Annotated in this window: 9 protein-coding genes; 6 read left to right on the top strand and 3 right to left on the bottom strand. The window is 71.3% G+C overall.

Going from position 1 to position 11,788, the window contains the following annotated elements; genetic code table 11:
- The first annotated feature begins 24 nt into the window (after positions 1 to 24).
- Both BXA10_RS03530 and BXA10_RS03525 read left to right on the top strand, forming a co-directional pair.
- On the top strand, positions 25 to 834 hold the full coding sequence (locus tag BXA10_RS03530) for a TrmH family RNA methyltransferase (protein WP_076467489.1): 810 nt from the start codon (positions 25 to 27) through the stop codon (positions 832 to 834).
- 348 nt (positions 835 to 1,182) lie between these two features.
- Positions 1,183 to 3,054 carry a PucR family transcriptional regulator gene (locus BXA10_RS03525; RefSeq protein ID WP_483869391.1) on the top strand — a complete coding sequence of 624 codons (1,872 nt, stop codon included), beginning with the start codon at positions 1,183 to 1,185 and terminating at the stop codon, positions 3,052 to 3,054.
- A gap of 156 nt (positions 3,055 to 3,210) precedes the next feature.
- On the opposite strand, the gene BXA10_RS03520 is transcribed toward BXA10_RS03525, so the two are convergent.
- Complete coding sequence (locus tag BXA10_RS03520) at positions 3,211 to 4,563, bottom strand: MurL-like N-terminal domain-containing (RefSeq protein WP_139337877.1); 1,353 nt, start codon at positions 4,561 to 4,563, stop codon at positions 3,211 to 3,213.
- Positions 4,564 to 4,667: 104 nt separating this feature from the next.
- On the opposite strand from BXA10_RS03520, the gene murD reads away from it, so the two are divergent.
- The gene (gene murD / locus BXA10_RS03515) at positions 4,668 to 6,014 is read left to right on the top strand and encodes a UDP-N-acetylmuramoyl-L-alanine--D-glutamate ligase (RefSeq protein ID WP_076467485.1); all 1,347 of its coding nucleotides are present in this window, start codon (positions 4,668 to 4,670) and stop codon (positions 6,012 to 6,014) included.
- A 39-nt stretch (positions 6,015 to 6,053) separates the two neighbouring features.
- Here the strand turns inward: murD and BXA10_RS03510 are convergent, their stop codons facing one another.
- Together BXA10_RS03510 and BXA10_RS03505 are read right to left on the bottom strand one after the other, a co-directional pair.
- Complete coding sequence (locus BXA10_RS03510) at positions 6,054 to 6,758, bottom strand: hypothetical protein (RefSeq protein ID WP_076467483.1); 705 nt, start codon at positions 6,756 to 6,758, stop codon at positions 6,054 to 6,056.
- A gap of 112 nt (positions 6,759 to 6,870) precedes the next feature.
- Positions 6,871 to 7,905, bottom strand: a complete 1,035-nt coding sequence (locus BXA10_RS03505; RefSeq protein WP_245828118.1) for a hypothetical protein — start codon at positions 7,903 to 7,905, stop codon at positions 6,871 to 6,873.
- A 499-nt stretch (positions 7,906 to 8,404) separates the two neighbouring features.
- On the opposite strand from BXA10_RS03505, the gene ngcE reads away from it, so the two are divergent.
- The 3 genes from ngcE (at position 8,405) to BXA10_RS03490 (ending at position 11,696) form a co-directional block, all read left to right on the top strand.
- Entirely contained in the window at positions 8,405 to 9,820 is a 1,416-nt protein-coding gene (gene ngcE / locus BXA10_RS03500) for an N-acetylglucosamine/diacetylchitobiose ABC transporter substrate-binding protein (RefSeq protein ID WP_076467482.1), read from the top strand.
- Positions 9,821 to 9,882: 62 nt separating this feature from the next.
- Positions 9,883 to 10,791 carry a carbohydrate ABC transporter permease gene (locus tag BXA10_RS03495; RefSeq protein ID WP_076467480.1) on the top strand — a complete coding sequence of 303 codons (909 nt, stop codon included), beginning with the start codon at positions 9,883 to 9,885 and terminating at the stop codon, positions 10,789 to 10,791.
- Positions 10,788 to 11,696, top strand: coding sequence for a carbohydrate ABC transporter permease (locus BXA10_RS03490; protein WP_084752185.1), 909 nt, complete (start codon positions 10,788 to 10,790; stop codon positions 11,694 to 11,696). Before BXA10_RS03495 ends, BXA10_RS03490 begins: the two co-directional genes overlap by 4 nt.
- The last annotated feature ends 92 nt before the right edge of the window (positions 11,697 to 11,788 follow it).

The following is an 11,788-nucleotide window of genomic DNA, read 5'->3' as shown; positions in this document are numbered from 1 at the left end:
TCGCCCGTCCGGCAGAATCGTCGGGTGCCCGTTCACGAGATCACCGACCCGGACGACGAGCGGATCGCCGACTATCGTGCGCTGACCGACGTCGAGCTGCGTACCCGCTGGGAGCCCCCGCACGGGCTGTTCATCGCCGAGGGCGAGCTGGTGCTGCGCCGGGCGCTGCGGGCCGGCTATCCGGCGCGGTCGTACCTGGTCGACGCGAAGCGGGTCGATCAGCTCGCCGACCTGGACACCGGGGAGGCGCCGGTCTACGCGGCGAGCCAGGACGTGCTGGAGAAGGCCACCGGCTTCCACGTCCACCGGGGCGTGCTCGCGTCCTTCCGACGCCGGCCGCTGCCCACGGTGGCCGAGGTCCTCGCCGAGGCCCACCGGGTGGTGATCCTCGAAGACGTGAACAACCACACCAACCTTGGGGCGATCTTCAGGGGTGCCGCCGCCCTGGGTGTCGACGCGGTGCTGCTCTCGCCGACCTGCGCCGACCCGCTCTACCGGCGCAGCGTCCGGGTCAGCATGGGTGAGGTGTTCGCGGTGCCGTACGCCAAGTTCGAGCAGTGGCCCGCCGGCCTGGAGCAGATCCGGGAGGCGGGCTTCAGCGTGCTCGCCATGACGCCGGCATCGGACGCCGTACCGATCCAGCGGCTGACGCCGGCGCAGCGTCAGCGGGCGGCACTTCTCCTGGGTGCCGAAGGTCCTGGCCTGACTGCGGCGGCGCAGAACGCCAGCGACGTACGGGTGGTACTTCCGATGCGCCGTGGGGTGGACTCGTTGAACGTTGCCGCCGCCGCGGCGGTGGCGTTCTGGGAGCTGGGCCGCGACGACCCGCTGTAGCGGTGGATGTAGTGTCCGCGCGTGCTTGATCTTGGTGACCTCGTCAGTACCGCTGGTTACGCCGAAGCCGCCGATGCGCTCTACCTGGGACTGCAGCGGTAGACCACAGCCGGCGTGCCCGCCCGGACGGGTCGTCCGCCCCCTGGTGTCTCAGTCGGCGCTTGGTTGGGCTACGCGCTGTCGCTGCCGTGCGGCCTCCGACCCGACCCGGGATCGGTCGGAAACGAGCCGAGCGTACCGGCGCGGGCACCCGTAAGCTGCCCGGTCTTCGGCCGGTCGTTCCCGAATCGGGCAGAGGCGACCGCGCCGGTTTCCGCCACGGGCGTCACGGACGGTAGCGTGACGCCCGTGTTCCCTACCGTCCGTGAGGTTCTCGGCCTCGACCCGGTTCGCCACGGCGCCCCGCGCCTGGTGGCGGGGGAGGCCGGGCTCGACCGGCTGGTCCGTTGGGTGCACGTGGCCGAGGTGCCGGACATCGCCTCACTGCTCGGCGGTGGCGAACTGGTGCTCACCACCGGGATCGGCCTGCCCGCCGACGACGCGGGGCTGCGCGCGTTCATCGGCGACCTGGCCGACGTGGGCGTGTCCGGCCTGGTGGTCGAGCTGGGCCGCCGGTACCTCAGCGGGGTGCCCCGGGTGATGGCGGCCGCCGCCGAACGCCGCGGACTGCCCCTGGCGGAGCTGCGGCGGGCCACCCCGTTCGTCCGGATCACGGAGGCGGTGCACGCGCTGATCGTGGACGCCCAGCTCACCGAGCTGCGGGCGACCGAGGAGATCCACCAGCGGTTCACCGAGCTGTCGGTCGAGGGAGCGGGGCCGGGCGAGGTGATCCGGCAGGCGGCGGAGCTCTCCGGTTGCCCGGTGGTGCTGGAGAACCTGTCCCGGCAGGTGCTCGCGTACGACCCGGCGGGGGAGAGCGCCGAGTTGCTGCTCGACGGCTGGGAGCAGCACTCGCGGCGGATCCGGCCGGCCGGGCGGACCGCGTACGACGCGGACAGCGGCTGGCTGGTCACCGAGGTCGGGGCCCGCGGGCAGGACTGGGGCCGTCTGCTGTTGCGTTGGCCGGCCGGGGGTGACCCCGCCGCCGTACGCCCGCGTAGGCCCGCCGCGGGCCCGGACGCCCGCCTCGGACGTCAGTCGCCGCAGATCGTCCCGCCGACCCGGCTCACGATCCTGGTCGAGCGGGCTGCCTCCACGCTGGCGTTGGGCCGGTTGATCCGCCGGGACGCCGAAGGGCTGGAACGGCAGATGCATCGCACGCTGCTCACGGCGCTCCTCGACCACTCCTGGCCGGTGGACGAGGTGGCGCTACGGGCCAAGGCGCTCGGTGTGACGCTGGACCGCAGACACCTGGTCGGGATCATGATCCGGTTCCGGGCCGACGGCCCGGCGGGGGACAGTGCCCCGGGCGGTGAACCGGGCCTGGCGACACCGCCGGCGCGGTTGCGCGACCTCGCCGAGGCGGTGGAGCACGCGCTGCGTGAGGCACGGCTCGCCGCCCTGTCCAGCGCGGTCGACGACCACGCGGTCGGCGCGCTGGTCGCCCTGCCGGACGCCGCCGCCGAGGAGCGGGCGCTGGGCGCGTTCGCCGCCGCGCTGCGCCGGGCCCGGCTCGACGGATCGACCGCGACCCGCCCGGACGGTACGGCCCGTGCCGACGCGCCGGGCCGCAGCGATGCCACCCGGTCGGAGGTGGCGTCCCGGATCGACGCGCCGTCCCGGGGCGACCTGCCCCGGCAGGGCGTTCGCGCGTCGGTCCCGGGTTTGCCGTCTCCGGTGATCATCGCGGCCGGCTCGGGGGTGGGCGGGCTCCGCGAGGCTCGACGTTCACTCATCGAGGCGCGGCAGATCGCCGACGCGGCCCGGCGGGACCGTCGTGACCTGCCCATCTTTCGGCTGCCGCACGTCGGGCTCGCCGGGCTGTTGCATCTGCTCCGCGACGAGCCGCGGGTGCAGACCTTCGTCGAGCGGGAACTCGGCCCGCTGCTCGGCTACGACGCGCAGCACCCGCGGGAGCAGTTGCTCGACACGCTGCGCGCGTACCTCGAACAGGGCCGGAACAAGTCGGCGGCGGCCGCGGCGGCGCACCTGTCCAGGCCGGCCTTCTACGAGCGGCTGGCCCGCATAGGGCGCATCCTCGACGTCGACCTGGACTCGGTCGAAGCCTGCCTCAGCCTCCATGTGGCCCTGCTCGCCCTGGACGCCATCCGCACTCCCTGATCCACCCCCACCCCCACCCCCAGCCCCGCTCCCGCTCCCCGTTCGCTGCGGTGATCAAGAGGTTTGCGTCACGACCGGCCGCTCTCGTGACGCAAACCTCTTGATCACCGGCTGCAGCTGGGTGACGCCGGGTGGGTCGGGCGGGTGGGGTGAGGGTCAGGAGAGGGTGGTTAGGGCTTTTGCGTAGGCGGGGGGGACGTGGTTGGGGCCGCCGCCGGGGGTGAAGACGTCCGAGGTGGCGACCACCGACCAGGCCGTGTCGGGTACGGCGTCCACCAGGGCGCGTACGACCGGGGCTTCGCGCCACTGCTCCTGCTCGGCGAGCAGGCCCAGCGCCACCACCGACTCCTCCACCTCGCCGACGCACTCGAACGGCTTGTGCCCGTCCACCCCGAGCAGCTCCCGGTAGCCGGGGATCTGCGCCTCGTCGGCGAGCAGGTCACCGCCGAAGATGTGGGTGATCCGCTGCCGGGGCATGAACGGGGCGAGCGCCAGGAAGACGAACCGGCACTTCGGGCAGTCCCGGCACCAACGGTCGCTCGGGTCACGCAGCTTGAACGCCGCGTTGCAGCTGGTCACCACGTCGTCGTAGCGGTCGATCCCAGCGAAGAGCCGGGCGATGTGCAGCTCAGACAGGGGCCGTAGCAGGGAGAAGTAGGGCTCGGCGAGCCCGGCGTGCTCGGTGAGCGCGGCCCGCAGCAGCCCCTCGGCCTCGACCCCCTTGGACCACTGGTGGTTGATCTCGTGGCCGTTCCAGATCAGGTTCGGGTCGGACGCGGAGCGCTCGTTGGACATCACCACCGGCCCCAGCCCGTGCAGCACCGACGTCGCGACCGCGATCAACGAGTTGATCGCGGTGACCGGGATGTGTCCGTTGCGGGCACCGGCGGCGTTCAGGTCGAAGAGCACCGGGTCGATCCGGCGGCGGGCGGCCAGCGGCTTGAGCCCCGACGCCTCGTTCACCGAGACGATCACGTGGTTCGGGTTGACCGAGAACGGCACCGGGTCGAAGCCGGCCCGGCGCAGCGCCTCCAGGCTGACGATCGAGTCCTTGCCGCCGCCGACCGCCGACAGCGGCCGCCGGTCGGAGTTGTCCAGTGGCGCCAGGGGCTTGACGGAGCCGTCCGGGATCTCCGGCGTGAGCTGGAGCACATGCGGCAGCTGGTTGCGGTACGCGTACTCCCCGAGGCCCTTGGTGTAGATGGCCGTGACCAGCTCGGCGGCGGCCGGCCCGAGCGGAGCCGGTAGCACCAGCCGGCCGGGCGCGGCGGTCTTGTAGTAGCTGACTCCGGCGACGACGTGCAGCAGCTCGAGCACCCGACCGAGGGCAGCGACCGCCTCGTCGGATGGCGGCGTCTCCGGGAGCGGAAGCGTGATCACCTCGGTGAACCGCTGCTCACCGGCGGGACCTGTCAGAGCGTAGTCGAACAACGCCTCACCGGTGGAGAGGTCGATCGAGTAGGACGGGAATCCGAAGGCGTCCATCCGCCGCAGTTGCTCGTAGCGCACACGCCATACTAGGCCCTGGTTCGTCCGGCCGTGCCCGGCTGTGCCGGACCCGCACCGCGACACCCGGCCCGTCCGGTACCGCCGAAACCCGGAGGAGATCACCTGTGCGCCTGTCTGACCTGCGCGGACGTTCCGTCGCCGTCTGGGGGACCGGCCGGGAGGGCCGGGCGGCGGTGACCGCGATCGCCGCACACGGCCCAGCCGAGCTGGTCGCCGTCGACGACAGCGCGAACTTCCTCTCGTTGCCGTGGGACGGGCCACTGGCCGAGGCCGCCCCGCTCGTCACCGGCGAGGAGGCTTTCGCCCGGCTCGCCGCCGCCGATGTGGTGGTCCGCTCGCCGGGCGTGCCGCAGACCCACCCGTGGCTGGTCGAGTTGCGCCGCCAGGGCGTCACCATCACCCAGGGCACCGCGCTCTGGATGGCCGACCACGCCGACCGGACCGTCGGGGTCACCGGCAGCAAGGGCAAGAGCACCACGTCGAGCCTGATCAGCCACCTGCTGAACGCGGTGGACCGGCCGAACGTCTTCGGTGGCAACATCGGCGTGCCCACGTTGGACCTGCCCGAGGCCGACCTGTACGTGCTGGAACTCTCGAGCTACCAGTGCAGCGACCTGACGGACTCGCCTCGGGTCGCGGTGGTCACCGCGCTCTTCCCCGAGCACCTCGACGCCCACGGCGGCGAGGCCGAGTACTACCGGGACAAGCTCAACCTGCTCGCGTACGGGCCGCGGACCGTGGTGGTCAACGGCAACGACCCGCGGCTCGCGCTCGAACTGGGCGACCGGGCGGCCGTGCGGGCCGGCCTGCCCGACACCGTGCACGTGGCCACCGGCCCCGATGGCGCGCCCTGGTTCCACCTCCGCGACCAGCCGCTCTTCGCCCGAGCCGTGCTGCCACTGGTAGGACGACACAACGAGGGCAACCTCTGCGTCGCGCTCGCCGTGCTCGACGCGCTGGGAGTGGACGTCGTCGCCCGCAAGGACACGCTCGCCGTGGCGGTCGCCGGGTTCCAGGGGCTGGCCCACCGGCTCACCGAGATCGTCGACCCGTCCGGGCTCACCTTCGTCGACGACACCCTCGCCACCAGCCCGTACGCCGCCATGCACGCCATCGACGCGTACGAGGGACGGCCGCTCACCGTGATCGTCGGAGGCACCGACCGGGGGCTGGACTACGGCCCGCTGCGGGAGCACCTGGCCGAGCGCGAGATCACCGTCATCGGAATCCCGGACAGCGGCCCTCGGATCGTCGAGGCGCTCGCCGGACTGCCGAAGGTCCGGACCGAGACGGTCGACGATCTGGTGGACGCGGTCCGGCTCGCCCGGGAGCTGACCCCCGTCGGCGGTGTGGTGCTGCTCTCGCCCGCCGCGCCGAGCTACGGCCGGTTCCGCAACTTCGAGCACCGCTCCGAGGTCTTCGCCGAGGCGGTACGCGACAGCGCGCAGTGACGGTGCGCGGCACCGTACGGTGACCGCCGAGCCGCTCGGTCACGCCTCCAGCACGGTGAGCCACTCGCCCGTCCGCGGGCGGTAGCCGTGCCGGTCGAGGAGTCCACGGAGGATCGCCGGCGCGTGTCCGGCACCGTAGACGATGGCCACGTCGATCGGCTCCGCGGCGCGCGTACGGATAAGTTCGGAGAGGGCGGCGAGCAGCCGCTCGTCCCGGGTGCCGCCGAGCGTGCGCTCCATGTGCTCGGTGAACTCGTCGTCGGCGTACAGCTCGTCCCGGGCGCTCGGCAGGTCGTTCACCTCTACTTCCGGTGAGAGCAGCGTCTTGCGTCCGCCGAGGAACTGGGCGGCTGCCACGAACGGAACGGCACACCACAGCAGGATCCGGTAGCGCAGCGGCATGGCCCGCCAGTCCTGGGCGAACTCCGCGGCCGTCACGTCCGGGTTGATCAGCTCGACGCCGAGCGACCGGTACGGGATGTTGTCGACCACCAGCCCGGAGCGCTTGTTGGCGGGCATGACCCGGTATGTCAGCGTGACCGCCCAGCCGAGGACCGAGCGTCCGCTGACGCCCTCGACGACGAGCACGTCACACCGCCGCAGCCGCTCGGTCACCGCCGCGTAGAACTGCGGGCTCGCCACGTGCAGCATGGGAAAGAGTACGAACTGCAACTCGCTGCCGGGGCGCCGGAGGCGCACCACCGCCGAGCGAGTACCGATGATGCTGTGCTCGATGATCTGCATCCGCGCCACCTGGCCAGCTCCGAGGGCCGTCCACCGTAGGCCGGACGCGCAATCCGGCCACCGACCTGGGTGTCTGCCCCGGCTCGCGGGCGGAGTGCGGATCCTCGGGCCGCTAGAGGGCGGTGTGCAGGGAACGCATCGAGCGGATGGCCGAGCGGATCTCCTGGAGGTAGCGCCCGGGCGTGAGCGTGGGCTCGGGCAGCCGGACCGGGTCGGGCATCGTGGGGTCGACGCCGATCGTGTCGATCCCGCTGCCGTACGGCACCGCGAGGGTGCGCAGCGCGTCGCAGTGCTGGAACGGCACGTAGATCGGATGGGTCACCAGCAGCACCTGGTCGCCGGGGGAGAGTCGGGCGTGCCCGGCCCAGAAGCGTTGGGTGTCGGCGGTGTGGGCGCGGCGGTGCTGCGGTTCGCTGGACGGGGCGGCCAGCACCCGCACCGGTGGGGAACCGGTCGGGCGGTACGTTCGCGACGACCAGGATCGGTGCGGATGCCCCGCGTCCACGCCGTCCTCTTGGGCGGGCCGGGTCACGCCGAACGCGAGTTGCACCGCTGCGTCGAGCGCGTCGACCTCGGTGTCGGCACCGGTCACCCCGGCATCGGCGAGGACGCTTCGCTCCGCTGCGGACAGTGGCCGGAAGCTGCCCAGCACCGCCACCTCGCCGGCCACCCGGACACCGTGTCGCAGCAGGTGCGCCGCGTACGCCACTCGCCGGAGGCAGGCGTGCGCCAGACCGCCGAGTACGAGCAGGTGGGCGTACCGGGGCAGGGCGGGCGGGGCGGCTCGGACCAGGCCGAGTGCGGTCGCCGCGTCCGACACGAGCCGTGTGGTCGACGGGTCGAGGGCCGGCTCGCGTGCGTCGGGCCGCTCCCGGCCACCCCGGAAGTCCCAGTGCGCCGCGGAGAAGTCGTCCAGCCCGGCGAGGAGAGCGGCGAGGTCGCCGGTCGGCCAGCGGCCCCGGAACCGTTCGACGAGCCCACGCAGCGGTGCGGAGTCGATCCACGCGGCGATACCGCCGACGAGTACGCCGGGGTCCCCCGACACCGTTCCGCCCGTCAGCGGTAGCGGCACCGTCCCACCGGTGACCGGGATGGGCCCGGCGGGGCCGGCGGGCCCGGGCTGCGGCGGATCGGGCGGCTCGGGCACGGTCGGATCGTACCGGCGGGCACACCGCCGCCGGGGTCAGAGGGCGCGGACCGTGCCGGTCAGGTGTTCCGGCCGGAGGCCTAGCTCTGTCGTACGACGCTGCGAGTCAACCCGCGGTCCGATGTGCGGGCCTGCGGCCGGGAGCAGGGCCGGAGTGCTGCTGGTCCACTGCGGTCCCGGTGTGGTCGCGGCCGTCGTCATCGCCGTGGTGCTGCTGCGGCGCAGGAGGGCGGGCCGGTCCCGGGAGTGAGCGCGGGTGGGGGATCCGGCGGGCGTCGTCGCCCCGGGTGCTCTGGTGCCCGGTGGTGACGACGCTCGCCGACGTGCGCCTGGATAACGGTTCGATGCGCAGGTATTGCGGTCCGCACCCCGGCTGTCGTAGAAATTCTTCAGCAGCAATTTGTGGAATGAAGACAATCAACAGTTCCCCCCGCGCCTCGTACGGCGGCCGCCCACCCCCACTGATCGACGGCTGCCCGGCCCGAACCGAGGAGAGAGCATGAACAGGCGTGACATCCTGCGGCGGACCGCCGCCGCCGGCCTGCTGGCCACTCCCGCCGCCGGTCTGCTCGCCGGCTGCGCCACCGGTGGCGGTGGCGGCGACCGCGACGCGGAGACGTACAAGGGCACGAAGAGTGAGCAGAACCCGCTCGGCGTCAAGGAAGACGCCCCGCTCGAGGTCGTGATCTTCAACGGTGGGTTCGGTGAGGAGTACGCCAAGGCCCACGAGGCCATGTACAAGGAGAAGTACCCGAAGGCGGAGATCAACCACTCGTCGACGCAGGAGATCAACAAGACCCTCCAGCCGCGTTTCGTCGACGGCACCCCGCCGGACGTGGTGAACAACTCCGGCGCCGGTCAGATCGACTTCAACGGCCTGGTCTCCCAGAACGCCATCGCCGACCTGGGGGAGTTGCTCAACGCGCCGAGCCTCGACATCCCCGGCAAGACGGTCAAGGAAACCCTGCTGCCCGGCGCGGTCGAGGTCGGGTCGTACGACGGCAAGTTCCTGGTGTTGAACTACACCTACACCGCGTACGGCATCTGGCACTCCGCCAAGCTCTTCGGCGACCGAGGCTGGCAGTACGCGAAGACCTGGGATGAGCACATCGCGCTCTGCCGGCAGATCAAGGCCGCGGGCATCGCGCCCTGGACGTACGCCGGTAAGCACCCCCGCTACATGAGCTGGCCGCTGATCGCCACCGCGGTGAAGCTCGGCGGCCCGTCCGTCGCCATGGCGATCGACAACCTGGAGCCGAACGCCTGGAAGTCCGACGCCATGAAGACGGCGGCCGACGCCTGGCACCAGATCGTCAAGGACAAGTTCATCCTGGACGGCTCGCCGGGCCTGGACCACGTGCAGTCGCAGACCGCGTGGTGTCAGGGCAAGGCCGCCTTCATCTCCTGCGGCTCGTGGCTGGAGAGCGAGCAGAAGAAGGTCACTCCCGAGGGCTTCAACATGATCATCCAGCCGACGCCGAGCCTGGGCAGTGGCGACAAGCTGCCGTACGAGGCGATCCGCGGCACCGCCGGCGAGCCGTTCATGGTGCCGGCCAAGGCCAAGAACCTGGCCGGCGGCCTGGAGTACTTCCGCACCATGCTCTCGCTCAAGGGGGCGCAGGACTTCACGCGTAAGGTCTCCAGCCTCACCATCGTTGCCGGGTCCACCGACGGCGTCGAGCTGCCGTTCGGCCTCAGCACGGTGGTCAAGGCGCTCGACGCCTCCGGCAGCAACGGATTCAACTGGGTCTACAACAACTACTACCGGAAGCTGGAGCGGGAACTCGTCGACGCGGCGTGCGGCGAGTTCTTCAGCGGCCGGATCGGTCCGGCGGAGTTCCTCGACCAGTGCCAGCGGGGCGCCGACTCGATCGCCCAGGACAGCTCGATCAAGAAGTACAAGCGGACCGCGTGACGTCCGGCCGGTGGGGACGCCCGGTCCCCACCGGTCACCGCTTCCGGGAGTAGGTCCAACTCGTGAGACATGGCAAGTACCCGCTGATCCTGACGTTCCTGGTGCCGCCGCTGCTGCTGTACCTCGTCTTCGTCGTCTCGCCGTACCTGCAGGCCTTCCAGATCTCGACGACCGACTGGCTCGGCTACTCGGCCGAGGCCGACCCGGTCGGGCTGGCCAACTTCGAGACGCTGCTGCACGACGGGCGGGTGTGGAACGCGCTCAAGAACAACGCGCTGCTGCTCGCCGTGGTGCCGGTGCTGACGATCGGGCTGGGCCTCTTCTTCGCCACCATGCTCAACATGGGCGGCCGCAAGGGCCGGGCCGGGGTGGCCGGGGTCCGGGGCACGGCGGTCTACCGGATGGTCTATTTCTTCCCGCAGGTGCTCTCGGTGGTCATCATCGCCCTGCTGTGGAAGGAGGTCTACCACCCCAACAGCGGCCTGCTCAACGGCACTCTCCGCGCCGTCGGCCTGCCCGCGCCGACCTGGCTCGGTGATCCCCGGACGGCCTTCTGGTGCGTACTGGCGGTGATGGTCTGGGCCAACGTGGGCTTCTACGTGGTGCTCTTCGGCGCGGCCATGTCGGCCATCCCGCGCGACATCTACGAGGCGGTGCTGCTCGACGGCGCGTCCCGCTGGACCACCCTGCGCCGGGTCACCATCCCGCTGCTCTGGGACACCGTGCAGGTCGCCTGGATCTACCTGGCCATCGCGGCGCTGGACGGGTTCATCCTGATCCAGCAGATGACCAACGGCGGGCCGAACTTCTCGTCCGACGTCATCGGCCTGCGGATGTACGAGACGGCGTTCGGCAGTGAGAGCAAGTTCGGGTACGCCTCGGCGATCGGCGTGGTGCTGTTCTTCCTGACCCTGTCGGTGGCGGTACTGGCCCTGCGGGCCGCCCGGCGTGATCGGATCGAGTACTCGTGACCATTCTCGACAGGACCGCGTCCGAGGGCACCGCCGCGGACGACCGGCGGGTGCCGCGGAAGCGTGGGCTGCGCCGTGAGACGGGCGCCGCCAATGTCTTCTCACACGGCTTCCTGCTGCTCTGGGGCCTGCTGACCGTACTGCCGCTGCTGTGGATGTTCGTCAGCTCGTTCAAGAGCGACGGGGAGATCCTGTCCGACCCGTGGGGGCTGCCCGGGGCGTTGCGGTTCGACAACTGGGCCCGGGCGTGGACCGAGGCGCACATCGGCCGCTACTTCCTGAACAGCGCCATCGTGGTGGCCGGCTCGCTCACCCTGACCATGCTGATGGGCGCCGCAGCCGCGTACGTCTTCGCCCGGTACGAGTTCCGCGGCCGGCAGGTCGCCTACTACCTGTTCGTCGGCGGGATGATGTTCCCGGTCTTCCTGGCTCTCGTGCCCCTCTTCTTCGTGGTGCGCAACGCCGGCCTCTTCGGCACGTGGACGGGTCTCGTGCTGGTGTACGCGGCCTACTCGCTGCCGTTCACCGTCTTCTTCCTGACCGCGTTCTTCCGGACCCTGCCGACCGCGGTCGCGGAGGCGGCGCTGATCGACGGGTGCGGTCACTTCCGGCTCTTCTTCCGGGTGATGCTGCCAATGGCGCGACCGGGAATGATCAGCGTCGCGATCTTCAACTTCCTGAGTCAGTGGAACCAGTTCATTCTGCCCCAGGTGCTCATGCAGGGCGACGACTCGAAGTGGGTGCTGGCGCAGGGGCTCACCGCGTTGGCGGTCAGCCAGGGTTACCAGGGTGATTACAGTGGTCTCTTCGCTGGTCTCACCATCGCCACCCTGCCGGTGCTGGTCGTCTACGTGCTGTTCCAGCGTCAGGTGCAGTCCGGCCTCACCGCCGGTCAGCTCAAGTGACGTCGGGCCCGCTCGTCGGGCTCGGCCGGTGACGCCGCAGCCAGGAGCCGGTCGACGTTGACCGAATCCGATCCGCTCTCCGGCCTGCGCCG

The sequence above is a fragment of the Micromonospora avicenniae genome (assembly GCF_900156065.1).
In the GTDB taxonomy this organism is placed as follows: domain Bacteria; phylum Actinomycetota; class Actinomycetes; order Mycobacteriales; family Micromonosporaceae; genus Micromonospora; species Micromonospora avicenniae.
This window is presented reverse-complemented; position numbering and strand designations above follow the sequence as displayed.

Bases quoted from the DNA above. Each gene is read 5' to 3' on its own strand.
- BXA10_RS03510 (WP_076467483.1), bottom strand. From the start codon at position 6,758: ATGCAGATCATCGAGCACAGCATCATCGGTACTCGCTCGGCGGTGGTG.
- ngcE (WP_076467482.1), top strand. From the start codon at position 8,405: ATGAACAGGCGTGACATCCTGCGGCGGACCGCCGCCGCCGGCCTGCTG.